The sequence below is a fragment of the Brevundimonas sp. S1H14 genome (genome assembly GCF_047716865.1).
Lineage (GTDB): Bacteria > Pseudomonadota > Alphaproteobacteria > Caulobacterales > Caulobacteraceae > Brevundimonas > Brevundimonas naejangsanensis.
On sequence record NZ_CP136679.1, the window covers coordinates 139,208 to 162,267 of the forward strand.

Here is a 23,060-nt window from a genome sequence, read left to right on the forward strand (position 1 = left end):
GCCCTTTAATCCATCAGCTGTTGGGCCAGATAGACATAGTGGCGCGCCCAGCGGCGAGCGTTGGCGACCGGATCGGCGTCGTTGGAGTGTCCGCCCGCCGTATCCTCGAAATAGAGGTGGTCGTGGCCCTGATCGCCCAGACGCGCCGCGAACTTGCGGGCGTGGCCGGGGTGGACCCGGTCGTCGCGCGTGTTGGTCGTGATGTAGACGCGCGGGTATTTCACCTCGGGCCGCAGCTGCTGATAGGCCGAATAGCGGGCGATGAATTCGGCGTCGCCCGGAATGCGCGGATCGCCGTACTCGCCCATCCACGACGCGCCCGCCGGCAGCTCCTGATAGCGCAGCATGTCGATCAACGGGCTTTCGATCACCGCCGCATTGAACAGCTCCGGGTGCTGGGTGATGGACACGCTGGTCAGCACCCCGCCGTTGGACCGCCCATAGATGCCCAGGTGGCGCGGACTGGTGATCTTGCGCTGTTCCAGATCGCGAGCCACGGCGGCGAAGTCGTCAAAGGCGCGCTGGCGGTTTTCGCGCAGGGCCGCCTGGTGCCAGGCCGGTCCGAACTCGCCGCCGCCGCGGATGTTGGCCTGAACGAAGACGCCGCCGTTCTCCAGCCACAGCTTGCCCATCTCGGGCTTGTAGGCGGGCGGGAAGCTGGCCTGGAAACCGCCGTAACCGAACAGGATGGTCGGGCCGGTTCCGTCCATCGCCAGTGTCTTCGGCCGGGTGACGAAATAGGGAATCTTGACGCCATCGGTCGAGGTCGCCTCGAACTGCTCGACCACATGGGTTGAGGCGTCGAACTTGGCCGGCGCCGACTTGAGCTCAGTCAGGGCGCCGGTCGAGACGTCGGCCAGGCTGAGCGTCGGCGGCGTCAGGAAGCCCTGCGTCGAGACGAAGACCTGACCCTTGGCCTTGGAGCTGTCGCCCAGACCCACGGCGCTGTTGGCGGGCACCGTCATCTCAGCAGACCTATAGGGTCGTTCCCCATGGGGCCTTAGGGTGAGCAAGCGGCCGCGTACGTTGTCATTCAACACAACCACCAGGCGATCATCGAGAACCGCCACATCTGCGACGGATTGGCGCTCATCCGGCTCGAACACCTCCACCTGCATGTTGCCGAAAACGAGATGCGGGTTCTCCGTGTCCAGACCCTCAAGCGGCGGCGCGACCAGCGTTCCCGCCTTGAAAGATTGAATGGACCCGTTCCAGTCCTCGTCCAGCCCGAAAACCAGAGTTCCCGCGAGCATCCCATGGAGGTTTACACGGCTGGGAATTTGCAGACGAACCGGACGTCCGTCTTTCAGCCACCAGGTTTCCGAGCGGAAAGTGTCCAGCGGCCGGCTGAACAGCACCGCCTCGACCGCGCCCGTCTTGTCGCGGAAGACACGGGGGCTGACGCCATAGCCGCCGTCCCCCTGCTGGCCGCGATAGACCTCGGTCGCGTGTTCCAGCAGATGACCGCGCTTCAGCGACTTGATGATGAAGGGATAGCCCGACTCCGTCAGGCTGCCGGGGCCGAAGTCGGTGGCGATCAGCAGGGTGTCGCGGTCCAGCCAGCTGATGCGGTGCTTGCCTTCGGGGATGACGAAGCCGCCGTCCACGAAGGTCTTGGTCGTCAGGTCGAACTCGCGCACCGTCACGGCGTCCATGCCGCCGTTCGACAGATTGACCAGGCAGCGGGTCTCGTCCGGCGCCAGGCAGTTGGCGCCCTTGAACACCCAATCCTTGCCTTCCGCCTTGGCCAGGGCGTCGATGTCCAGCAGGGTCTCCCACTGCGGCTGGGCGGTGCGATAGGAGTCCAGCGTCGTGCGGCGCCAGACGCCCTTGGGATTGGCCGCGTCCTGCCAGAAATTGCCGAGGCCCTCGCCCAGGAAGCTGACGCCGGGGATGCGGTCGGTGGCGGTCAGAATGGCCTCGGCCTGCTGGCGGAAAGGCTCATAGCGACGGTCGCCGGTCAGGGCGGCCAGCGACTTTTCATTCTCGGCGGCGACAAAGGCGCGGGCCTCGGCCCCGTCCACCTCTTCCAGCGCCAGATGGTCGTCGGCGGCCTTAACCCCCTCGGGCGACAGGTCGCGCGGGAAATGCGGCGGCGGGGTCGCAGCCGAGGCGGCCGTCGGATCGACAGGGGCGCCCTGCGCCAGGGCGGGTGCGGCGGCGAGAATGAGAGCTGGCAGGGCCGCTGACAGGAACAGGGTTTTCACAATCTTCTCCGTTCATCCCCGCGGAGGCGGGGACCCAGTGCTTTGGCTCAATCAGCCGCCTTCAGAATTATCGCTCATATTTTCAGGTCGAGCGCGAGGCTCAAACCTGGGTCCCCGCCTCCGCGGGAATGAGCGGGCATGGTTTTACCGCTGCGCCGGCTGATCCATCAGCCTGCGGGTCAGATAGGTGTATTCCAGCGCGATGCGGCGGGCCGTCTCGCGCAGATTGGCGCCCGCCGCGTGGCCGCCGTCGGTGTTTTCATAGAAGAGCACCGGATAGCCCAGCTCTTCCATCCGCGCCGCCGCCTTGCGGGCGTGGCCGGGGTGGACGCGGTCGTCCTTGGTCGAGGTGTGGATGAAGACTTCCGGATAGGGCTGACCCGCCGCCAGCTTCTGATAGGGTGAGTACCGTTCGATCCAGGCGCGCTGCTCGGGGATGTCCGGGTCGCCGTATTCGCCGATCCAGGAGGCGCCCGCCAGCAGCTTGTGGAAACGCAGCATGTCGAACAGAGGCACCTGGATGACCGCCGCATTGATCAGGTCCGGGCGCTGGGTCAGCATGGCGCCCATGAACAGCCCGCCCTGCGAGCCGCCCATGACGCCCAGGTGCGGCTGGCTGGTGATCCCCCGCGTGATCAGGTCCTGAGCCACCGCCTGGAAGTCCTCATGCGCGCGCTGGCGATTTTCCTGCTGGGCCGCCTGGTGCCATTTGGGACCGAACTCGCCGCCGCCGCGCGTATTGGCGATGACGTAGACGCCGCCCCGCTCCAGCCACAGCTTGCCCACCGTCGGCGAATAGCCGGGCAGCAGCGACGACTGGAAACCGCCATAGCCGTACAGCAGCGTCGGGTTCGACCCGTCCATCGCCATCGCATCCCTATGGACGACGAAATAGGGGATCATCGTCCCGTCGGTCGAACGGGCCTCGAACTGATCCACGCGCATGCCGCTGGCGTCGAACTTGTCCGGCAGGGCCTTGGTCAGATCGACGGCCCCGGTCGCCGCGTCGGCCAGATAAAGGCTGGACGGGTTCAGATAGCCGGTGACGCTGACGAAGATCTTGTCGTCCTGCTCCGAAGCCGAGCCGACCCCGACCGAGACGTTCTGCGGCAGGTCCAGACGGGTGCGGCTCCAGTCGGCCGGGTCGTAGACATAGACCGAGCCGCGCACGTTTTCATAAAGGGCCACGACCAGCTTGTTGCGGGTGGCGTTGATCCCCTCGACCGCCTCGCGCTCGCCGGGGCGGATGACGAGACGGGCGGGCGCCTTCGGATCGGCCAGCCACGCCTGCAGGTCCCAGGCGATGACGTCGCCGGTCTTGAACGACTGGCCCGACGGCGCGGTCCAGTCCTGGTCCGTCGTCACCACCAGCTGGCCTGCGACCAGGGCGTTGATGTTGGACTTGAGCGGCAGCTCCAGCTTGGTGGTCGAACCGTCGGCGTTCAGGCGCCAGGTCTCGCTCTCATAAAAGTTGATGCCCCGGTTCAACAGCACCGCCTGCACCACGCCGTCGGCGTCGCGCAGGGTGTAGCCGGACACCGAGACGTCGGTCTTCTGACCGGCGAAGACCTCGACCGCCTGGTCGATCGTCTGGCCGCGCTTCAGCAGCCGCACGGTGCGCGGATAGCCCGAGTCCGTCAGCGAGCCTTCGCCGAAGTCGCGCGCGATCAGCAGGGTGTCCTTGTCGATCCAGCTGGCGCCGCCCTTGGATTCCGGCAGGCTGAAGCCGCCCCCCTCGCCTGGAGCGACGAAGGTGCGGGTCACGCTGTCGAACTCGCGCAGGGTGACCGCATCCTTGCCGCCGTTGGACAGGTTTATCAGGCAGTAGCGTTCCTCGGGGGCCAGGCAGGTCGCGCCCTTATAGACCCAGTTGGCGCCCTCGGCCGCCGACAGGGCGTCGAAGTCCAGGATGGTCTCCCACTGCGGCGTGTCGGAGCGATAGCTGTCCAGCGTCGTGCGGCGCCAGACGCCGCGCACATGCTCAGCGTCCTGCCAGAAGTTGTCGATGTGGCCATCGTGGGTGAAGCCGGGCGAAGGGATGCGGTCGCGCGACTGCACCAGCTCCAGCGCCTGCTGATGCAGCGCTTCATAGCGCGGATCGCCCTGCAGCACGCCCAGCGAGGTCTCATTGTGCGCCTTGACCCAATCCATGGCGCGCTCGCCCTCGACCTCCTCCAGCCACAGATAGGGATCGGTCGCGTCGCTGGTCGCGAAGCCCGGCGCGGCAGAGGCGACGCTGGTGGAAACGGAAGCTTGGGCCATGGCGACGGGTGCGGCTCCGGCAGCAAGGGAAAGGACGGCGACGGACGCCAGGGTGCGGATGATCATGGGTGTCCCCCAACGGACGAATGTTTCGACCGGCACCTTGGCGACGGCGGCGACGGGGAGCAAGCGTCAGTCGTCCTATCGACCCGTAATCTTTGGCCGCAGGGCCGAACTCAGTCGCCGTCGTCCGGGATGCACAGGATCTGGCCGCAGGCCTTGCAGTGGACGGCGTCCGGATCATGCTTCTGCAGGCCGCAGGTCGGACAGGGAAACTTCACCTTGTGCGGCCGCAGCAGGGTCTGGGCCAGGCGGATGAACAGGGTGATGCCCACCAGCATGACGACGATGGAGATGACCCGGCCCCAGTTGCCCGGCAGGGTGATGTCGCCGAACCCCGTCGTCGTCAGGGTGGCGACGGTGAAATAAAGCGCGTCCAGATAGCCGTTGATGTGCTCGGCCTTGCCGCGGAAATAGGCATAGACGAAGCCGGTCACGACAAAGACGAAGGTGATCAGGGCGGCCAGGGCGCGGGTGATTTCCTCGACGCGGGTGTCGTCGAACCGGCGGCCGATGGTGCGCCAGAACAGGTCGCTGTTCAGCAGACTCCAGAACCGCAGCAGGCGCAGGAAGCCGAAGTTGGCGAGCCAGGCCGGAAACAGCAGGGTCGCCAGCACGAACAGATCGACCCAGACGATCGGCTTCTTCAGCCAGTCGCGGATATCGGAATAGGCATAGGCGCGCGCCGCCAGGTCCAGTCCCAGGATGGCGGCGATGAAATAGTCGGCGACATAGAAGACCCAGCCCGCCTCCTTCAGGATCGGCGCGGCCAGAAAGAAGCCGATGATGATCAGATCGACCAGAATGACCATCAGGCGGAACTTCACCGCCGCCGGCTGGGCGCCGTGATAGAGGTAACGCAGGCGCGCCCTCAGCCTCAGGCCGTCGGGTCTGGCGGTTTGGCTCTGATCGGAAGTCATCGCCGTCAGCGATACATGAACCGGCGCAAAATCCTATATGAAGAGCATCATGAGTGAACCCGCCCGCCCCTACATCCGCATGAACGGCGCCGGAAACGCCTTCATTGTCGTTCAGGCCTTCGAGCAACCCTTCCACCCGACGGCGGATCAGGTGCGCGCCCTGGCCTATCCGGCGGCGGGCCTGGGCGGCTTCGACCAACTGATCGGCATCGAACCGTCCGAGACGGCCGACGCCTTCATGCGGGTGTGGAACGCCGACGGCTCGATGGTCGAAACCTGCGGCAACGCCCTGCGCTGCGTCGGCTGGCTGATGCTGGAGGCGACCGACAAGGAAGAGGTGGTCATCGACACCCTGAGCGGGCCGACCACCGCCCGTCGCGCGCCAGGCCGCGTCGGGTCGGGAGATCCCGCAGGGTCGACGACCGCGGCCCAGCATCAAGTCGCGGTGGATATGGGCGCCCCCCGTCTGGATTGGGATCAGGTGCCCCTGTCCGAAGAGATGGACACGCGCGGGATCGAGCTTCAGGTCGGACCGATCGACGCACCCGTGCTGCACACGCCCGGCGCCGTTTCAATGGGCAATCCCCACGTCGTCTTCTTCACCGATCGTCAGGACGACGCCTTCGTGCGCAGCTCGGGCTCGCTGGTCGAGCGCCACCCATTGTTCCCTGAAGGAGTCAATGTCGGCTTCGCCCATGTCCTGTCGCCCGATCACATTAGGTTGCGGGTCTGGGAGCGCGGCGCGGGCCTGACCCTGGCCTGCGGCACCGGCGCCTGCGCCGCCCTGGTGGCGGCCGCGCGTCGCGGCCTGACCGGGCGAAAGGCCGCCGTGACGGTCGATGGCGGCGAACTGACCATCGCCTGGGACGAGGCGACGAACCACGTCTTCATGACCGGCCCGGTGCAGATCGAAGGCACGGGAACCTTCCCGGCGGCCTGACCAGGGCCGCCTGACCCAGCGTCAACGGTTGTCGGCGAAGGTTCCAGGTTCTAGGAACGAAATGCGCCTGCCCTTCCCGAGATAGAAATGCCCGAATTGACCGACAAACAGACCTTCTCTGACGACGACGCTCTGGAGTTCCACAGCGATCCGATCCCGGGCAAGATCTCCATGGCCCCGACCAAGCCGATGGCGACCCAGCGCGACCTGTCGCTGGCCTATTCGCCGGGCGTCGCCGTGCCGGTCCTGGCCATCGCCGAGGATGCGGACAAGGCTTACGACTACACCGCCAAGGGCAATCTGGTCGCCGTCATCTCGAACGGCACCGCCATCCTGGGCCTGGGCAATCTGGGCCATATGGCCTCCAAGCCGGTGATGGAAGGCAAGTCGGTCCTGTTCAAACGCTTCGCTGATGTCGACAGCTTCGACGTCGAGGTGAAGACCACCGACCCGGACGAGTTCGTCACCGTGGTCAAGAACATCGGCGACACCTGGGGCGGCATCAATCTGGAGGACATCAAGTCCCCCGAATGCTTCGAGATCGAAGCCCAGCTGCAGGACCTGCTGGACATCCCCGTCTTCCACGACGACCAGCACGGCACCGCCATCATCTCGACCGCCGGCCTGATCAACGCCTGCCACATCGTCGGCAAGAAGCTGGAGGACATCAAGGTCGTCCTGTCCGGCGCCGGGGCCGCGGGCCTGTCGTCGATCGCCCTGATGAAGGCCGCCGGCGTAAAGGCCGAGAACACCACCATCTGCGACCGTCAGGGCGTCATCTACAAGGGCCGCGACAACGTCTCCCAATGGCAGGCGGCGCACGCCACCGACACCCCGCACCGCACCCTGGCCGACGCCATGGTCGGCGCCGACGTCGTGCTGGGCCTGTCGGCCAAGGGCGCGATCACCAAGGAGATGGTCGCCTCCATGGCGCCAAATCCGATCATCTTCGCCATGGCCAATCCGGACCCCGAAATCACGCCCGAAGACGTCAAATCCGTGCGTTCGGACGCCATCATGGCGACGGGCCGTTCGGACTACGTCAACCAGATCAACAACGTCCTGGCCTTCCCCTATCTGTTCCGGGGCGCGCTGGACGTGCGTGCGCGCCAGATCAACCACGAGATGAAGATCGCCTGCGCTCACGCCCTGGCGGCGCTGGCGCGCGAGGACGTGCCGGACGAGGTCGCCGCCGCCTATCGCGGCCGCAAGCTGAAGTTCGGCCCGGAATACATCATCCCGACGCCATTCGATCCGCGCCTGATCTGGTACATCCCGCCCTTCATCGCCCAGACGGCGATGGACTCCGGCGTGGCGCGCAAGCCGATCAAGGACATGGACGCCTATCGCATCAGCCTGCGCCAGCGCGTCGATCCGTCCGCCGCCCTGATGCAGAAGATCCAGGCCAGCGTGCGCTCAGGTCCGAAGCAGCGCGTCGTCTTCGCCGAGGGCGAGGAGCAGTCGGTCATCCGCGCCGCCTGGGCCTTCAAACAGGCCGAACTGGGCACGCCCATCCTGGTCGGCCGCGAAGAGCTGATCCGTCAGAACGCCGCCGAGGCCGGTCTGAGCTTCGATGAACTGGGCATTCAGATCATGAACGCCCGGATTTCCGAGCGGAACACCGACTACGTCGACTGGCTCTACGCGCGCCTGCAACGTCGCGGCTATCTGCGTCGCGACGTTCAGCGCATGATCAATCAGGACCGCAACTACTTCGCCGCCGCCATGGTCGCGCGCGGCGAGGCGGACTGCATGGTCACCGGCGTGACCCGCAACTTCAACATGGCCCTGAAGGAGGTCCGCCGCGTCCTGGACGTCAAGGACCGGATGATCGGCCTGTCGATCCTTCTGGCCAAGGGGCGCACCCTGTTCGTGGCCGACACCTCGATCCACGAACTGCCTGACGCGGCCGAACTGGCCGAGATCGCGGTCAAGGCCGCCGCCACGGTCAAGACCCTCGGCCGCAAGCCGCGCGTCGCCTTCCTCAGCTACTCCACCTTCGGCGATCCGCCGGGCAACCGCGGCGAGAAGGTGCGCGAGGCCATCCGCATCCTGGACGGCATGGATGTCGATTTCGAATATGAAGGCGAAATGCCGCCGGCCCTGGCGCTGAACTCCGAGGCGCGGGCCAACTATCCCTTCATGCGCCTGACCGGCGACGCCAACGTCCTGGTCATGCCGGCCATCCACTCGGCCGCCATCTCGACCCGCCTGGTTCAGGCGCTGGGCGGCGCCACGGTGATCGGCCCGCTGCTGGTCGGTCTGGAGAAGTCGGTGCAGATCGTGCCCCTGGGCGCCTCGGTCGGCGAGATCATGACCGCCGCCACCTTCGCCGCCTACGCCGAAGGGGTGGAAATCGAGGACTGACCCCTCGCCATCGCGACGTCATTCAGAGGCGGCCTTCGGGCCGCCTCTTTGCGTTAGGCGCCTGAAGGCTCGTCTTGCGACGCCGCCTTCTTCTGTTCAGCGATCAGGCGCGCATGGCGCGGCGCGACGTAGAAGGCCAGTACGATGGCGAACACGCCGATGACCGTCGAATACAGGAAGAAGGTGACATAGCCTGCCCCCAGGCCAGCCGGGGACACTCCGCTCTTGGCCGCGCCTGCGACGAGGGATTCCGGCGGCAGGGCGTGAAACAGACCCTTCAGCGCCCCCAGCGGCCCCCCGGCGTCGGCCGCCCGCGCCGAGGCCTCGACGATCTTGCCGGATTGGGACGCGATCAGCTTGCCCGGCAGTGCGTACAGCGAGCTGAACAGGGCGTACTGGGTCGCGGTGAAGCCGATCGACGTGAGGCTGGACATGTAGGCGATCAGCGCCGTCCCGGCGTAGCCGGTAGCTAGATTGTCCACGCCGATAGAGACGAACAGGGCGGTCAGGTCATGCCCCTGGGTCGCCAGCCAGGCGAAGACCAGATTCGACACCGGGCTCATGAAGGCGCCGACCACCATGGTCCGGATCAAGCCGAAACGAGCGACGGACCAGCCGCCGATGAAGACGCCCAGCGACATTGCGACGACGCCGAACAGCTTCCGCACTTCGCCGATCTCGATCAGGCTGAACCCCAGGTCGATGTAGAAGGGGTTCATGATATTCAGCACGAAGTCCGCCAGGCGATAGAGGCAGATCAGCGCCAGGATAGGCCCGGCCAGCTTGCCGAACCGGACGAAGAAATCCTTCAGCGGCGCGCCGAACGACCCCGCCAGATAGGCGCCTGGACGACTACGCCATCCCGGCACCGGGGCGCAGGCGAGGAACAGCAGGCCGAAGCCCAGCACGATCCATGCGAACTGGATCAATACGCCGCCTCCCCCGCTTTCGGCCAAACCTGCGCTCAAGGCGCCAAGCGCGGCTTCCGGCAGGACCGCGCCGAAGGCCCAGGCGAAGGCGTCGATCTTGTCGGTCAGGCCCGTGCCGATCAGCACCGCGGCTACGAAGATCAGGCCGATACGCAGCACCCATTCAATCTTCTCCGCCACAGGGCGCGAGGGGATATCGGACACGGGAATGGCGCGCACGACGTGTTGCTTCTCGCGCGGGGCCAGCAGGACGCCCATCACCCCCACCCCCATCAGGGCGGCCATGATCGCGTAGGACAGGTTCCAGTTGTAGAACTGCGCCAGGGCCAGGGGCACGAAGCCGGCGACGATCTGGGCCACGCGATAGCCCAGCTGATAGGCGGCCGCCATTGCGCCCTGACGGCTGTCATCCACCGCCTCGATACGCCAGGCGTCGATGGCGATGTCCTGGGTCGCGCCAAAGAAGCCCACCATGACAGCAAAGGCCGCTACGGCGCCCAAGGACGTCTGCGGATTGGAGCCGGAGATCAGCCACAGCCCGGCGATGATCACCATCTGCGTCGCCAGCATCCAGGACCGCCGATGCCCCAGCCAGCGCGTCAGGCCGGGAATGTTGGTGCGATCCAGCAGCGGCGCCCAGACGAATTTCAAGGCATAGGTCAGGGTGGCAAGAGCGAAGAAGCCGATCATCTCCAGCGTCACGCCCGCGTCGCGCAGCCAGGCCGACAGGGTGTCATAGATCAGCAGGTTCGGCAGTCCCGCCGCGAACCCCAGCAGCAGCATCGCCATCGGCCGCCGCTCGCCATAGACAGCCAGCCCCCCGAAACGTCGGGAAGGAGCAGCGGGCGTCTGGGAATCGGTCATGCGTGGCTCCGGCGGGCGCCGCCGGGCGATACGGACGACGGACTACTGGCAGATCAGAAAGCCGCGACCTTGGCGCGGTTGGCGGCGTTCGTCCAGCGGGCCAGGGCGACACGCAGGGCGTCCGCCTCCAGCGGCTTGGACAGGTGGTCGTCCATGCCCGCCGCCAGGCAGGCGACGCGATCTTCGGCGAAGGCGTTGGCGGTCAGGGCGATGATCGGCGTCTGATCCCCTCGCGCGCGTAGAACGCGCGCAGCGCCGGGCCCATCCAGGCGCGGCATCCGCATGTCCATAAAGACCAGGTCGAAGCGCGCCGCCTTCATCGCCTCCAGCGCTTCCTGGCCGTCGGCGGCCGTCTGGACCACGCAACCCTCGCGGCGCAACAGGGTCTTGGCCAACAGGGCGCCCACCGGATTGTCCTCGACCAGCAAGACCCGCACCCCCTTGAAAGCGACATGGGCCACGCGATCGTCATCCCCGGATCGAACGGGCGGAGCCGTGACGCCCCGGCGCGGCGCAAGCGCTCCCAGCACCTGCTCGGCGAGAGAAGTCCGGCGCAACGGCTTGATCAGATAGCCGCAGAAACCCGCCGTGCGATAACGGCTGATCAGATCGCGCTCGCTCGGACGCAGCAGGATGATGGACTGGCCCTGAGCAGATCTGGTCGCCAGCGCGCCGTCGTCGGCGCCCGCATGATCGACCAGAGTCACCGCGGCCTGACGCGCCACCCGACCGCCGGAGGCCTCGATCTGATCGGCTGCGGCGCGGCGCACGAAGGGATCCGGCGTGCGGATGGCCACCGCCAGCCGGTCCAGCGGACGAGCGCACGGCGAAACGTCAGGCGCGATGGGGAAGGCGGCCTCAAAACGGAAACGGGCCCCGGCGCCTTCTGGCCGGTCCTCGACCACGACGGTTCCTTCCATGGCGCAGGCCAGGCGCCGCACCACCGCCAGGCCCAGACCGGCGCCGTCGAAGCGCGCGGCGTCAGAGGCGTCGGCGTGGCCGAACTCGTCGAAGATGCGGCTGCGCGCCGCTTCGGGCACGCCCGGCCCGGTGTCGTCGACGATGAAGGCCAGACGCACAGGCGCGCCGTCCCGCTGTTCTCCTACCGCCTCGACCGCCAGACGCACCCCGCCCCGATCGGTGAACTTCACGGCGTTTCCAGCCAGGTTGAACAGGATCTGGCGCAGGCGCCCCTCGTCGGCGACGATGTCGGCAGCGTCGGCGGCCACCGACCAGACGATCTCCAGTCCCTTGTCGTGGGCGCGCGGGCTGAGCAGTTCGGCCACGCCCCGAACCAGGCCTTCCAGATCGACGGGCGCCGGATCGAACTCCAGCGCTTCGGCCTCAAGCCGGGCGTAATCCAACAGGTCGTTGACAAGGCCCAACAGATGTTCGGCCGACTTCTGCGCCGCCTCGGCATAGGCGCGCTGCGCCCCATCCAGACGCGTGCGCGACAACAGGCCCAGCATGCCGATCACCCCGTTCAGGGGCGTGCGCATCTCATGGCTCATCAGCCGCAGGAACTGCTGCTCGGGCGAAGCGCCGTCGGCAGGCGCCCCGGATGACGGTTCGGGTCCGCCGGACATGGCGGGAAGAAGCGCGTTCTGCGACGGTTTGCGGCGGGTTTGTCCCATAAGGCCACGCTAGGCCTCCTGGGGTTAATTCAACACGAACGGCCGCGGCCCGTCTGCGCCTTCCTTCACGGGAAACAGGCCGCGTCGGCTGACCTGACGGTCGAAATCCTCATGAGCGCCGACGGTGCTGCGTCGGTACATCAGGGCCTCGGCCACATGGCGGCGCAGCACCCCGTCCGCGCCGTCCAGATCGGCGATGGTGCGGGCCAGACGCAGGGTGCGGGTCCAGCCTCGCGCCGTCAGCCCGCCAGCCTCCCCCGCCTTCATCAGCAGGGCGCGACCGGCCTGATCCGGCGCAGCGAAACGCTCCAGAGCCTCGCCCGACGCCCGGGCGTTGAGCGCTTGCATCCCCGTCAGCCCGACCTCGGCCTGGCGGGCCTCCTGCATCTGCATGGCGGCGAAGACCCGGGCGGCGGCTTCGGCCGTACCCTCGGCCGGAGGCGGCAGGATCATATCGGCGGCCGTGACCGGCGGCGTCTCGACCGTCAGGTCGATGCGGTCGAACATCGGTCCGGAGATGCGGTTCTGATAGTCCCTTTGACAGCGCGGAGCCTTGCCGCAGGCGCCTCTGCCCGGTCCGCCCACGCCGCAGCGGCAAGGGTTCATCGCCGCCACCAGCTGAAAGCGCGCCGGATAGCGCACATGGGCGTTGGCCCGCGCCACCACGATTTCGCCGGTCTCCAGCGGCTGACGCAGGCTGTCGAGCGCCTGGGCCGAATATTCCGGCAGTTCGTCAAGGAACAGGACGCCGTTGTGCGCCAGCGACGCCTCGCCCGGCTTGGCCTTATGGCCGCCCCCCGTCAGGGCGGCCATCGACGCCGAATGATGCGGCGCCCGGAACGGCCGCTCGCGCGTCAGGGCGCCGCGCTCGATCAGCCCCGCCACCGACCAGACCATCGAGGTCTCCAGCCGCTCCAGCGGCGTCAGCGGCGGCAACAGGCCCGGCAGGCGCGCCGCCATCATCGACTTGCCCGAACCCGGCGGGCCGACGAACAGCAGATTGTGGCCCCCGGCGGCGGCGATCTCCAGCGCCCGCTTGGCGCCCTCCTGTCCCTTGACCTCGCGCAGGTCGGGCACGACGCCCCCCTCCACCACAGGCCCCGGCTGGGGCGGGCGCAGCACCTGAGTCCCGCGAAAATGATTGATCAGGCCGATGAGGGAACGCGGCGCCAGCAGCCGCACCTCCCCCGCCCAGGCCGCCTCCGGCCCGTTCGCCTCGGGACAGATCAGACCCAGCCCCATGGCGTTCACCGCCATCGCGGCGGGCAGGGTTCCGCCGACGCCTGCGATCCGACCATCCAGACCTAATTCTCCGACCGCCGCCCAGCCGTCCAGCGCGTCCGGCCCGATCACCCCCATCGAAGCCAGCACGGCCAGGGCGATGGGCAGGTCGAAATGGCTGCCCTCCTTGGGCAGGTCGGCAGGAGCCAGATTGGCGATCACCTTCTTGGCGGGCAGAGCCAGGCCGATGCCGGCGAAAGCGCCGCGCACCCGTTCGCGGCTTTCGGCCACCGCCTTGTCCGGCAGGCCGACGATGGCGAAAGCCCCGGCGGGCGAGCCGACCTGCTGCACCTCGACATCGACCCGGCGCGCCTCGACGCCGTCGAACGCCACCGTCACCACCCGCGCGACCATCGTGTTCTCTCCCTCAGCAAAGAGAACAAATCACGAACCCATGAAGACTGCAAGAGCGTCGTTCGATCAGGGTTGCAGGTCGGCCTCGGGCGCCAGTGTATGGATGACCTGGCCCTGGGCGTTCAGGAACTGGATGGCGCCGAAGCCCTCTTCGGTCACCGTCAGGCGCAGGCGCGGCTGATCGTTCCGGTCCGACAACTCCACCGCCGGCGCGCCGTCGGCGGCCAGCGACAGACGCATCCGCGTAGGCGTCTCAACGCCGGGAACCAGCGCCCCGCCCAGTCCTGGCTCGCGCACCAGCGGCGGCGCCTGGTTGAAGACGAAGCTGATCGAGCCGTCCGGCGACACCCGCCAGCCGACCGCATCCATCGCCGGATGATCCAGCGCCAGAACGGCCATGCCCCCCTCGATGTCGGCGGTGCCGAAGCCGCCGCGCTCGCTGCCCTTGTCGTCGTAAAGGATCAGACCCGCGACATTGAAGGCGCGCTTGTACTGGACGCCGTCGATGATCGGCGGCGGGGTCTCCCCCGACAGGGTCATGCGGATGGTCCCGTCGGCGTCGACGATGTCGATGCGCCGTGCGGTGATGCGGTCGTGATCGGGCGTTTCGACCCGCGTCTGCGGCGTGCGGGTCTCGATGATCCGCTCCAGCACCTCCAGCGACGGACGTTTCGGCGCGGCGATTTCCTGCGCCGTCGCCGGGCCGGCGATCACCAGCGCCAAGGCGGCGAAGCCGACAGTCTTGATGAGTGCGGTCATAGGCTCTCCTCCCCTAAGGCTCAGCAGCGTCAGGCGGCCGCCGCCTTCCTCTGCTCGATAACCGCCCACATCCGCTCGGTGGCGTCGATCCCGGCGAAGTTGAGCAGTTGCTGGGCGCCGGTGGGCGAGGTCACGTTGATCTCGGTCAGATAGTCGCCGATCACGTCGATGCCGACGAAGATCAGACCCCGCTCCTTCAGATAGGGGCCGATGGCGGCGCAGATCTCCAGGTCGCGCGGCGTCAGTTCGACCGGCGCCGCTGTGCCGCCGACACGCAGATTGGAGCGCACCTGATCCTTGGCCGGAATGCGGTTGATGGCGCCGACGGGCTCGCCGTCGACCAGGATGATGCGCTTGTCGCCCGCCGAGACGGCCGGGATGAATTTCTGGATCACCAGCGGATCGCGCGACCCGGCGGCGTGGATTTCGATCAGGGCTTCAAGGTTGGGGTCATCCGCCTTCAGCCGCACCACGCCCGAGCCGGCCGCGCCATGCAGGGGCTTCAGCACCACATCGCCATGACGGCGGTGGAAGTCGACCAGAGCCTCGGGATCGGACGACACCAGGGTCGGCGGCTGCAGGCCGGGAAACAGGGTGGCGATCAACTTCTCGGGCGCCGAGCGCACCTCGGCCGGATCATTGACCACCAGGGTCCTGGGATGAACCCGCTCCAGCAGATAGGTGGCGGTGACATAGGCCATGTCGAAAGGCGGGTCCTGGCGCATCAGGATGACATCCACGTCCTCAGCCAGATCCAGCCGCTGCTCGGGGCCGAAATCGGCATGATCGCCCTGCTTGCGCTGCACCGTCACCGGACGTGCGCGGCAGAACAGGCGGCCGTCCTCCAAGGCCAGGGTGCGGAAGTCATAGACCCACAGCTTGTGGCCGCGCGCCTGCCCGGTCAGGGCCATCAGGAAGGTGGTGTCCGACTCGACATTGACCGCCTCGAGCGGGTCCATCTGGATGGCGACCTTGAGCATGGGGAGTCCTTCTTGGTGGGCGCTACCGCTCGCGCCGCGGGCGCTCGCTGCTTGAGCTGATTTTAGTGGCGCTAACGTTCGCCCCGCAGGCGCGCACTGCTTGAGCGCCGAAGCGCCGTCAGTGCCTACTTGAGGCGCGAAGCTGCGCGCCGCAAGGCCGCGCTTCAGTTCAGTTGCAACCGCATCCGGTCCAGCCGGACGTCGCAGGCGGCGAGAGGCTCGCCAAGGATGCGGGCGCGGGACAGGGCGTGCATGGCGCCGGTCAGGGCGCCCTGTTTCTCGCGGGCGGCGGCGACGTCCAGCCAGGGGCGGTGATCCTCCGGGTCCAGCAGGGCGCGGCGCAGTGCGGAGCGCTCGGCGCCTTCGTAATCTCGGGCCTGAAGCGCGCGGTTGAAAAGGATATTCTGCAGCCGGATCAGGGCCTGACGCTCGCCGACCGGCGCCATCAGCAGGTCCAGTCGATCGGCCACATGGGGCGTCAGCCCCGCCAGAAGGGCGCGTCGCGTCAGCTCCGACGGCAGCACCAGCCGTCCCTGGCTGAACGGGTCCAGCGCTACCGGCCCCTCGGGCGTCTCGACCCGTAACAGGACGTGGCCGGGAAAGTCGACCGGCGCCGCGCTCAGTCCGGCCCGGCGCGCGGCGTCCAGATAGAAGATGACCAGCACCGCCGACAGGCCGCGCCGCCGCTCGGCCACGTCGATCACGTCCGTATTGGCCGGATGGTCGTAGTTCAAAAGGTCGCCGTTCAGCCGCAGGTCGCCGGCCAAGGCCTCGGTCAGGGCCTCATCGGGGCTTTCATTGGCCGCCCGCTCCTTCAGCCGCTGGGCGGCGTGGTCGGCCAGGATGCGCACCCCGTCGGCGTCGCGGAACGGATAGTCATGAATGGCGCAGGCGATGGCGCAATCCAGCAGGGGAAAGGCCTCGTCCGGCCCCTCGCCCGCCTGCGCCAGCACCGCCTCTGCTTCCTCGCGCGTCAAGGCCGATCCGCTCCCCTGGAGATCACGCCGCGAAGATGACGCGGAAAGCGTCCGGGGGCCAGCGTCACCATGTCGATTCTCAGGTCCAGCCCCGCCAGAGCCGGCCGCCCGCGCGCCGCCGCCTCGGCCGCGCGGATCAGACGCTGGTGCTGATCCGGCCCCAGAGCCAAGGCCGCCGCCTCCAGCGTGGCGCGGCGCTTGACCTCGACAGCGGCCAGAACCCGCCCGCGCCGGGCCAGGATGTCGATCTCTCCGCCCCGGCCCTTCAGCCGGAAAGCCAGCACCTGATAGCCCTTGAGCATCAGCCACAGGGCGGCGATCCATTCGGCGTCATGCCCCTGACGATGCGACCGTCCGCCGAGCGCCCTGCGCCAGCCCGCCTTGGGCTTCTTCGGCGGCGAAGGCGACCGCAGGGCCGGGCTCACCGCGCCTTCAGCTCCAGCGCCCGCTTGTAGAGCGGCTTGCGCGGCAGGTTCAGGGCCTTGGACACCTCGGCCGCCGCCTCGCCGGGCGGCAGGCGGGTCAGGGCCTCGACCAGAGCGGCGTCGGCGTCGGCGGCGCTGGCGACCTCGGCCTCGCCGGGGCCGACCACCACCACGATCTCGCCCTTGGGCGCGTCCAGACGCGGATCGGCGGCCAGTTCGACCAGATCGCCGCGCACGCATTCCTCATAAAGCTTGGTCAGTTCGCGGGCCACGGCGGCGGGGCGCGGCCCCAGCACCTGCGCCATATCGGTCAGGCTGTCCCTCAGACGCGGCCCGCTTTCAAAGAAGACCAGCGTCTGACGACCCGTCCGCAGTTCCTCCAGCGCCGTGCGGCGCGCGCCCGACTTGGGCGGCAGGAAGCCCGCGAACAGGATCCGGTCGGCAGGCAGGCCGGCGATGCACAGGGCCGCCAGCAGGCTGGACGGTCCCGGCACGGGATGCACCGGCAGGCCCTCGGCCACCGCCGCCCGCGCCACAACATAGCCGGGGTCCGACACCAGAGGCGTGCCTGCGTCCGACACCAGAGCCACCACCTCGCCCGCCTTCAACCGCTCGACGGCGATCTCGGCGGCGCGGGCCGAGGCGTGGTCGTCGCAGCGCTCCAGCTTCGCCTTCAGCCCATAGGCGGTCAGCAGCTTGGCCGTCACCCGCGTGTCCTCGGCCAGCACCAGATCGGCCGCCGCCAGCACGTCCAGCGCCCTCAACGTCATGTCGCGCAGGTTGCCGATCGGCGTCGCCACCAGATAAAGGCCCGGCGAAACGGGGCGCGCGGGCGGGGCGGTCGGCGGGAAAAGCGGGGCGTCGGACATCGGCCGGACCCTGCCAGTCCGGCGCGGCGCGGTCTAGGTCAGCAACGCCTTCAGCACGGCGTCGAGCAGCGGCCGTCCTGTCGCCGTGGCGGCGACGCGCCCGTCCCTCAGAGCGACAAAGCCGTCGGCCAACAGGTCGGCTAGCCTGCCCTCGTCCACCGATAGGCCCAGCCGCTGCAGCAGGGACAAGGGCACGCCCTCGACCGTGCGCAGGCCCAGCAACACCCGTTCCTCGTCGGCGTCGCAAGGGTCCAGCACCTCGCGCTCGGCCCAGGGGTCTGCGTCGGCGACGCCCTGCACATAGTCGCCGATGCGCCGGTGCCCGACGGTGGCGACCCGGCCCTCCGCCAGCGTCATCCGCCCATGCGCGCCCGGCCCCAGGCCCAGATAGTCCCCGCCGCGCCAGACATGCAGGTTATGGCTGGAACGGGCGGCGACGTCGCGGGCGTGGTTGGACACCTCATAGGCCTCGAACCCCGCCGCTTCGAGCGTCGCTTGCGTGGCCTCATAGAGTTCGGCGGCCAGATCCTCGTCCGGCGGCGCCCAGGCCCCGCGCGCAACGGCCCGCCCGAACGCCGTCGTCCCCTCGATGGTCAGTTGATAAGGCGAGACGTGCTCGAACCCCAGATCGAGCGCGGTGGACAGTTCCGCTTTCCAGTCGGCGACGCTCTGTCCCGGCCGGGCGTAGATGAGGTCGATCGACAGGCGCGAGAACGCCCGCCCCGCCAGACCGATCGCCCGGCGCGCCTCCTCGGCCGAATGATCGCGGCCCAGAAACTTCAGCGCCGCGTCGTCAAACGACTGCACTCCCATCGATAGCCGGTTGACGCCTGCCTGCGCCAGGGCGGCGTAACGCCCGGCCTCGGCGTCGGTCGGATTGGCCTCAAGGCTGACCTCTATGGCGTCGGTCGGCGGGAACAGGGCCTGGGCGCGCTCAACCACCGCCGCCACCGCGTCCGGCGGCATCAGCGACGGCGTGCCTCCGCCGAAGAAGATCGAGGCCAACGCGCGCGGGCCGACCCGCGTCGCCTGCGCCTCCAGGTCGTCAAGAATGGCCTGCGCGAGCCCCGCCTGCTCCTCGGTCCGCCCCCGGTCGCGCACGACGTTGAAGTCGCAATAGGGGCAGATGCGCGCGCAATAGGGCCAATGCACATAAATCGCGATGGAACCCTTCTCCCCTCGGGGGAGAAGGTGGGCGGCGGAGCCGCTCGGATGAGGGGGCGGGTTGAGCATGACAGGCTTTCGTAGTGTCAGGAGCCGACGGCCCCTCATCCGTCGTGCTGCGCACGCCACCTTCTCCCCCTGGGGGAGAAGGATCACGGTCAATCAATCAGCGCCGCCTTGAGTTTGTCGAAGGCCCGGCCGCGATGGCTGACGGCGTCCTTTTCGGCGGCGTCCATCTCGGCGAAGGTCTTGTCCGAGCCTTCCGGCTGGAACACGGGGTCGTAGCCGTGGCCGCCGTCGCCGCGCGGCGGGAAGACCAGCTGGCCGTCGACCCGGCCCTCGACCACGACGCAGGGCCCGTCCGGCCAGGCCACCGCCAGGGCCGAGGTGAACCAGGCCGAGCGATCGCGCGAACCTGTCTCCTCCAGCCGCTGCTCGACCTTTTGCATGGCGAGGGCGAAGTCCTTGTCCGGTCCGGCCCAGCGCGCCGAATAGATGCCCGGCGCCCCGTCCAGCGCCGCGACCGACAGGCCGGAATCATCGGCCAGGGCGACCTCGCCCGAGGCCTGGGCCGCATGGCGCGCCTTCAGCATGGCGTTGCCGGCGAAGGTGCTCTCCGTCTCGTCCGGCTCGGGCAGATTCAGCTCTCCCGCCGTGACGATCCGGTAATGTCCGTCCAGCAGCGCTTCGATCTCGCGCGCCTTGCCGGGATTGTGGGTGGCGGCGACGAGCCGCATCCCCTTGATGAGCTTGAGGTTCATGGCCCGACCTTACTCCCGTCGAATCCATTGCGAAATGGTAACATCGTTAAACGATATGTAAGTTGGCTTTCGTCAGGGCATGGCCTATCTTCATTATCAAGAACGAAGGCCGCGCCGTTCAAATGCGAGAAACAAATCGCAACAATAATCCAGCGGCACAACATAAACGCACAAAAAATGTGCTTTGACGGAGAGACCGATATGCAAGCCATGCGAAAAACCAACATGATGGACCGTCTGGCCCACAGCCTGGGCAACGCCTTCCTGCTGGCCGCCCTGCCGGCCGCAGCGATCGCCCTGATCGTTCAGAGCTTCTGATCGCGCTGAACGGGAGGGGACTTTGACGATCGTGATGAACGCCGCGAAGAATAACGCCGCGCGCGGGTCGGCCGGACCCGCCGCGGCGACCGCGCCTCGTCCCCCGGCCTGAGACGCCGCCCATGCGCTTCCCGAATCTGAATCCCGCCGGGAAGTCCAAGCCGCGCCATCGGCGCAACCCCAATCTGCTCACGCCCAATCTTCGGACCTTAGGCCCCGGTTCGGTCGCCAGCGTGCTGAAGATCGCCCTGGACGTCGCCTATGTGGTGATGATCCTCGTCACCGGCCTGCTGCTGCTGCTTTGGGTCGCCTCCATCTTCATTCCGCTCGACAATCTCAACGTGACGGTTTCGGACGGAGCCGACGGCCGCGAGATGCCGCTGTCGCGCCCGCTGCTGTTGTTCGGCCTGGGCGCCCTGACCGCCTATTTCAGCGGCTTCCTGCTGATCCTGCGTTATCTGCGCAAGATTTTCCGCACCCTGACCCTTGGCGATCCGTTCCAGCCGGACAATGTCCGCCGCCTGCGCCAGATCGGCCTGATCCTGGCCGTCGTCACCGGCGGCGTCTGGATCGTGCAGGGCCTGGTCGCCGCGCGTCTGGCGCCCGGCGTGATGGAGCCGCAGGGGATCAGCGACCTGCTCACCCCCGTCTTCTCAGTCCTGGTCGTCTTCGTCCTGGCCGAGGTGTTCCGCGAGGGCGCGCGCCTTCGTCGCGAATCCGAACTGACGATCTGACCGGGACAGGCTAAAGCTCACCTCATGGCCATTCGCGTCCAACTTGACCGCATCCTCGCCCAGCGCCGCATGTCGCTGACCGAGCTCGCCGACCGCGTCGGCGTGACCGTCGCCAACCTGTCCATCCTCAAGACGGGCAAGGCGCGCGCCGTGCGCTTCACCACCCTGGACGCCCTGTGTCGCGAGCTGGACTGCCAGCCCGGCGACCTGCTGGCCCATGAGCCCGGTCCGCCGGACGCCGTCGACGACGAGGACTGAGCGTGGCCCGCCCCCCTTCGGGCAAGGGAGCGCCTAAAGCAGGCTCCGCGACCAGCGAAGACGACAAGCGCATCTGGGGCCGGGTGACCGCCACGGTGACACAGCCCGCCCAGCGCAAGGCCGCTCGCGTGACGCCCGGCGCAGTCCTGCCCAGCGCCGTCCTGCCCGCCGCCGAGACTGAGCCGGTCGCGCCTCCCCTGGCGCGCGGCGTCGCGGGCAAGAAGCGCACCGCCGCCCTGACCCCTGCCTCCGCCGGGCGCTCGACGACCCCGGCGTCGTTGCCGCGCGCGCCCGAGGCCGCGCGGCCGCCCATCGCCCCGCGCGCCCAACCCGCGCCGGAAGAGCTTGAGCCCGGCCGCAAACGCCGCCTGACCCGCGAGCGCGATCCGATCGAGGCGCGCATCGACCTGCACGGCTTCGGTCGCTTCGAAGCCGAAGACCAGCTGCGGGGCTTCCTGATCGGCTGCCAGATGCGCGGCCTGCGCTCGGTTCTGGTGATCACCGGGCAGGGCCGGCGCGGCGGCGGGATCATCCGCGCCTCGGTCCACGAGTGGCTGACCGGACCGCACCTGCGCGGCGTCGTCTCCGGCTTCGCCCCCGCCCACCGCCGCCACGGCGGCGACGGGGCGCTGTATGTGACGCTGAAGGGGCGCTAACCCTGCGCGTTCCGAACCGCCGCCGCCCCTGCGACGGGCGCGATCACAAGGGCGAACAGGACATAGGCGCCCAGCAGGGCCAGCGCCGAGGCCGGGCTCTGGCCACTGGCGGCGCGGGTCAGGGCGCCCGCCCCGAAAACCACCGGCGGAATGAACAGCGGCAGCACCACCACGGCGATCAGCAGGCCGCCGCGCCGCGCGCCCAGCGCCAGCGCCGCGCCTAACGCGCCGGTAAAGGCGAAGCCCAGCCCGCCCAGCGCCGCCGAGGCTCCTGTCAGACCGATCAATTCAGGCGGCTGGCCCAGCGCCAGAGCCGCCACCGGCGCCGCGACCGCCAGCGGCAGACCCGTGGCCAGCCACTGCGCCAGCGCCTTGATCCCGACCACCGCCTCCAGCGGCAGAGGGCCGGTCGCCAGGAGGTCCAGCGCCCCGTCTTCCAGATCGCGCTCGAACATCCGCTCCAGCGACAGCAACGACGCCAGCGCCAGCGCCATCCAGCTGGCCCCCGAGGCGGCGGGCGCCAGAACACGCGGATCACCCCCCGCCGCCAGCGGCAGGATGGCGGTCAGGCACAACAGGAAGCCGCAGGCCAGCAACGGTCCGCCGCCGCCGCCCCAGGCCAGCGACAGCTCGCGCGCGAACAGGGCGCGGGCGGCCTTCATCGCACGCTCCCCAAATCCAAGGACCGCGCCGCAACCGGCAGCGGATCATGCACGGCGGCCAGGACCATGCCCCCGCCCGCCAGATGCTCGGCCATCAGCTCGGCGGCCACGCTGCGCCAGACCTCGTCCAGCGGCGCCAAGGGCTCGTCCAGCAGCCATAGGGCGCGCGGGGCGGCGATCAGACGGGCCAGCGACAGCCGCCGCCTCTGCCCCGCCGACAGCTTGCGCGTCTCCAGATCCAGCAGGGGCGCAAGTTTCAATCGAGCGACGGCCGCGTCCATCGCTTCGGCCGACCCGCCCAGCCATTCAACCTGAAAGCCCAGCTCCTGCCGCGCCGTGCGCTGAGGCTTCAGGCCCTCGTGGTGGCCCAGCAGATGCAGCGCCGAACGCCGCGCCGTCTCTGCCTCCATCACGCCCTCGGGCCCATGAAAAACGATCGTCCCCGCATCGGGCCGGATGAAGCCCGCCACCGCGCGCAACAGGCTGGTTTTGCCTGCCCCATTGGCCCCCGTCAGAGCCGCCGCCTCGCCCGCCGACAGGCAAAAGCTCAGGCCGTTGAACAGCCGCCGCTCGCCGCGCGACAGGCTCAGGGCCTTGATGTCGAGCCGGGTCAGCACTTGCGAGTCTCTCTCAATGTCCACGTCAGGGGTGTGGATACATGGACGACCCACGCGCGCGG

General features: G+C 68.4%; 20 protein-coding genes. 5 read left to right on the plus strand and 15 right to left on the minus strand.

The window, feature by feature from the left end; all coding sequences use genetic code 11:
• Positions 1–5: 5 nt before the first annotated feature.
• From RSD66_RS00635 to RSD66_RS00645, 3 genes are all read right to left on the minus strand, one after another.
• Positions 6–2,207: a prolyl oligopeptidase family serine peptidase gene (locus RSD66_RS00635; RefSeq protein ID WP_415288632.1), complete on the minus strand. Its 2,202-nt coding sequence runs from the start codon at positions 2,205–2,207 to the stop codon at positions 6–8.
• 144 nt (positions 2,208–2,351) lie between these two features.
• Positions 2,352–4,535, minus strand: coding sequence for a prolyl oligopeptidase family serine peptidase (locus tag RSD66_RS00640; RefSeq protein ID WP_415288633.1), 2,184 nt, complete (start codon positions 4,533–4,535; stop codon positions 2,352–2,354).
• A 110-nt stretch (positions 4,536–4,645) separates the two neighbouring features.
• On the minus strand, positions 4,646–5,449 hold the full coding sequence (locus tag RSD66_RS00645; RefSeq protein ID WP_024354421.1) for a potassium channel family protein: 804 nt from the start codon (positions 5,447–5,449) through the stop codon (positions 4,646–4,648).
• Between the two features lie 49 nt (positions 5,450–5,498).
• On the opposite strand from RSD66_RS00645, the gene dapF reads away from it, so the two are divergent.
• Together dapF and RSD66_RS00655 are read left to right on the plus strand one after the other, a co-directional pair.
• Positions 5,499–6,389, plus strand: coding sequence for a diaminopimelate epimerase (gene dapF / locus RSD66_RS00650; protein WP_415288634.1), 891 nt, complete (start codon positions 5,499–5,501; stop codon positions 6,387–6,389).
• An 87-nt stretch (positions 6,390–6,476) separates the two neighbouring features.
• Positions 6,477–8,756: an NADP-dependent malic enzyme gene (locus tag RSD66_RS00655; protein WP_024354419.1), complete on the plus strand. Its 2,280-nt coding sequence runs from the start codon at positions 6,477–6,479 to the stop codon at positions 8,754–8,756.
• Between the two features lie 53 nt (positions 8,757–8,809).
• Here RSD66_RS00655 and RSD66_RS00660 read toward each other — a convergent pair whose 3' ends face one another.
• From RSD66_RS00660 to rdgB, 10 genes are all read right to left on the minus strand, one after another.
• Positions 8,810–10,549, minus strand: a complete 1,740-nt coding sequence (locus RSD66_RS00660) for an AmpG family muropeptide MFS transporter (protein WP_415288635.1) — start codon at positions 10,547–10,549, stop codon at positions 8,810–8,812.
• Between the two features lie 53 nt (positions 10,550–10,602).
• Positions 10,603–12,135, minus strand: coding sequence for a response regulator (locus RSD66_RS00665; RefSeq protein ID WP_415288636.1), 1,533 nt, complete (start codon positions 12,133–12,135; stop codon positions 10,603–10,605).
• A 72-nt stretch (positions 12,136–12,207) separates the two neighbouring features.
• Positions 12,208–13,818 (minus strand): YifB family Mg chelatase-like AAA ATPase, encoded by a 1,611-nt coding sequence (locus tag RSD66_RS00670; RefSeq protein ID WP_415288637.1) that lies wholly within the window; start codon positions 13,816–13,818, stop codon positions 12,208–12,210.
• A gap of 66 nt (positions 13,819–13,884) precedes the next feature.
• Complete coding sequence (locus RSD66_RS00675) at positions 13,885–14,577, minus strand: hypothetical protein (RefSeq protein ID WP_119413139.1); 693 nt, start codon at positions 14,575–14,577, stop codon at positions 13,885–13,887.
• 29 nt (positions 14,578–14,606) lie between these two features.
• Positions 14,607–15,557 (minus strand): glutathione synthase, encoded by a 951-nt coding sequence (gshB, locus tag RSD66_RS00680; RefSeq protein WP_024354414.1) that lies wholly within the window; start codon positions 15,555–15,557, stop codon positions 14,607–14,609.
• 164 nt (positions 15,558–15,721) lie between these two features.
• A complete protein-coding gene (locus tag RSD66_RS00685; protein ID WP_415288638.1) occupies positions 15,722–16,534 on the minus strand; it encodes a SirB1 family protein in 813 nt (270 codons plus the stop codon).
• The gene (locus tag RSD66_RS00690) at positions 16,531–16,959 is read right to left on the minus strand and encodes a YraN family protein (RefSeq protein WP_415288639.1); all 429 of its coding nucleotides are present in this window, start codon (positions 16,957–16,959) and stop codon (positions 16,531–16,533) included. The genes RSD66_RS00685 and RSD66_RS00690 overlap by 4 nt, the downstream gene beginning before the upstream one ends.
• Positions 16,956–17,828, minus strand: a complete 873-nt coding sequence (gene rsmI / locus RSD66_RS00695) for a 16S rRNA (cytidine(1402)-2'-O)-methyltransferase (protein WP_415288640.1) — start codon at positions 17,826–17,828, stop codon at positions 16,956–16,958. The genes RSD66_RS00690 and rsmI overlap by 4 nt, the downstream gene beginning before the upstream one ends.
• Before the next feature lie 33 nt (positions 17,829–17,861).
• Positions 17,862–18,980, minus strand: a complete 1,119-nt coding sequence (hemW, locus tag RSD66_RS00700) for a radical SAM family heme chaperone HemW (protein WP_415288641.1) — start codon at positions 18,978–18,980, stop codon at positions 17,862–17,864.
• A 170-nt stretch (positions 18,981–19,150) separates the two neighbouring features.
• Positions 19,151–19,753 carry an RdgB/HAM1 family non-canonical purine NTP pyrophosphatase gene (gene rdgB / locus RSD66_RS00705; protein WP_119413142.1) on the minus strand — a complete coding sequence of 201 codons (603 nt, stop codon included), beginning with the start codon at positions 19,751–19,753 and terminating at the stop codon, positions 19,151–19,153.
• Positions 19,754–20,193: 440 nt separating this feature from the next.
• Here rdgB and RSD66_RS00710 point away from each other — a divergent pair, with 440 nt between their 5' ends.
• From RSD66_RS00710 to RSD66_RS00720, 3 genes are read left to right on the plus strand one after another with little or no spacing between them, the layout of a single operon-like run.
• On the plus strand, positions 20,194–20,805 hold the full coding sequence (locus RSD66_RS00710; protein WP_024354408.1) for a DUF2975 domain-containing protein: 612 nt from the start codon (positions 20,194–20,196) through the stop codon (positions 20,803–20,805).
• Between the two features lie 24 nt (positions 20,806–20,829).
• Positions 20,830–21,063, plus strand: a complete 234-nt coding sequence (locus tag RSD66_RS00715; protein ID WP_024354407.1) for a helix-turn-helix domain-containing protein — start codon at positions 20,830–20,832, stop codon at positions 21,061–21,063.
• 2 nt (positions 21,064–21,065) lie between these two features.
• Positions 21,066–21,719, plus strand: a complete 654-nt coding sequence (locus RSD66_RS00720) for a Smr/MutS family protein (RefSeq protein ID WP_415288642.1) — start codon at positions 21,066–21,068, stop codon at positions 21,717–21,719.
• Here RSD66_RS00720 and ccmB read toward each other — a convergent pair.
• On the minus strand, positions 21,716–22,381 hold the full coding sequence (gene ccmB, locus RSD66_RS00725; RefSeq protein ID WP_346507714.1) for a heme exporter protein CcmB: 666 nt from the start codon (positions 22,379–22,381) through the stop codon (positions 21,716–21,718). The two genes, RSD66_RS00720 and ccmB, sit on opposite strands and share 4 nt — an antisense overlap.
• Positions 22,378–22,998 (minus strand): heme ABC exporter ATP-binding protein CcmA, encoded by a 621-nt coding sequence (gene ccmA, locus RSD66_RS00730; RefSeq protein ID WP_415288643.1) that lies wholly within the window; start codon positions 22,996–22,998, stop codon positions 22,378–22,380. Before ccmA ends, ccmB begins: the two co-directional genes overlap by 4 nt.
• Positions 22,999–23,060: the final 62 nt, after the last annotated feature.

Excerpts from the sequence above, each read along its gene's own strand:
- RSD66_RS00640 (WP_415288633.1), bottom strand. The coding sequence starts at position 4,535 with ATGATCATCCGCACCCTGGCGTCCGTCGCCGTCCTTTCCCTTGCTGCC.
- RSD66_RS00645 (WP_024354421.1), bottom strand. The coding sequence starts at position 5,449 with ATGACTTCCGATCAGAGCCAAACCGCCAGACCCGACGGCCTGAGGCTG.
- dapF (WP_415288634.1), top strand. The coding sequence starts at position 5,499 with ATGAGTGAACCCGCCCGCCCCTACATCCGCATGAACGGCGCCGGAAAC.
- RSD66_RS00655 (WP_024354419.1), top strand. The coding sequence starts at position 6,477 with ATGCCCGAATTGACCGACAAACAGACCTTCTCTGACGACGACGCTCTG.
- RSD66_RS00660 (WP_415288635.1), bottom strand. The coding sequence starts at position 10,549 with ATGACCGATTCCCAGACGCCCGCTGCTCCTTCCCGACGTTTCGGGGGG.
- RSD66_RS00665 (WP_415288636.1), bottom strand. The coding sequence starts at position 12,135 with ATGTCCGGCGGACCCGAACCGTCATCCGGGGCGCCTGCCGACGGCGCT.
- RSD66_RS00670 (WP_415288637.1), bottom strand. The coding sequence starts at position 13,818 with ATGGTCGCGCGGGTGGTGACGGTGGCGTTCGACGGCGTCGAGGCGCGC.
- RSD66_RS00675 (WP_119413139.1), bottom strand. The coding sequence starts at position 14,577 with ATGACCGCACTCATCAAGACTGTCGGCTTCGCCGCCTTGGCGCTGGTG.
- gshB (WP_024354414.1), bottom strand. The coding sequence starts at position 15,557 with ATGCTCAAGGTCGCCATCCAGATGGACCCGCTCGAGGCGGTCAATGTC.
- rsmI (WP_415288640.1), bottom strand. The coding sequence starts at position 17,828 with ATGTCCGACGCCCCGCTTTTCCCGCCGACCGCCCCGCCCGCGCGCCCC.
- rdgB (WP_119413142.1), bottom strand. The coding sequence starts at position 19,753 with ATGAACCTCAAGCTCATCAAGGGGATGCGGCTCGTCGCCGCCACCCAC.
- RSD66_RS00710 (WP_024354408.1), top strand. The coding sequence starts at position 20,194 with ATGCGCTTCCCGAATCTGAATCCCGCCGGGAAGTCCAAGCCGCGCCAT.
- RSD66_RS00715 (WP_024354407.1), top strand. The coding sequence starts at position 20,830 with ATGGCCATTCGCGTCCAACTTGACCGCATCCTCGCCCAGCGCCGCATG.
- ccmB (WP_346507714.1), bottom strand. The coding sequence starts at position 22,381 with ATGAAGGCCGCCCGCGCCCTGTTCGCGCGCGAGCTGTCGCTGGCCTGG.